Below are 602 nucleotides of genomic sequence, written 5' to 3' on the forward strand. Positions count from 1 at the left end.
GTCGGGGCGCCGTGCAATGAGTTGCTCGACCAGCTGCAGGTTGGCCCGGTTGTCTTCCACATACAGCAGGGTGCGCAGTGCGGCACCGGGCTGGGCCCGCGCCTGCAGCAGGGCCAGTGGTTCGTCGCCATCGGTGACCAGTTGGTGTGCGTCCGCCAGGTCCAGTTCGATCCAGAACACACTGCCCACGCCGACCGTGCTTTGCACGCTGATTTTGCCGCCCATCAGCTCGACCAGCCGCTTGCTCACCACCAGGCCGATGCCAGTGCCTTCTTCGGTGCTGGATTCTTGACCGAGCCGGTTGAAGGGCTGGAACAGCTGGGCCAGTTTGTCCGCGGACAGACCTTCGCCGGTATCCTGCACACTGATGCGCAGACGCTCCGGTGTGTCGGCGCTGAACTGCACGTCTATCGTTCCACCCGCGCGGTTGTATTTGATGGCGTTGGACAGCAGGTTGACCAGCACCTGTTTCAGGCGGGTCCGGTCGGCACTGACAAAGCAAGGGCGATCAAACTGCGGAAAGCTGATGTGGATGCCGCTTTTTTGCGCCTGCGGCTCGATCATGGCCTGGCAATCGAGCAGCACTTCGGGCAGCGATATGG

Annotated in this window: 1 protein-coding gene; it reads right to left on the minus strand. The window is 62.6% G+C overall.

What is annotated here, in order from left to right:
* Positions 1-602: sensor histidine kinase (locus C5P05_RS00500; RefSeq protein ID WP_232834275.1), on the minus strand; the 602-nt coding region annotated here is incomplete at both ends.

Origin of the sequence: Rhodoferax ferrireducens, assembly GCF_003347515.1 — a bacterium.
In the GTDB taxonomy this organism is placed as follows: Bacteria; Pseudomonadota; Gammaproteobacteria; order Burkholderiales; family Burkholderiaceae_C; genus Rhodoferax.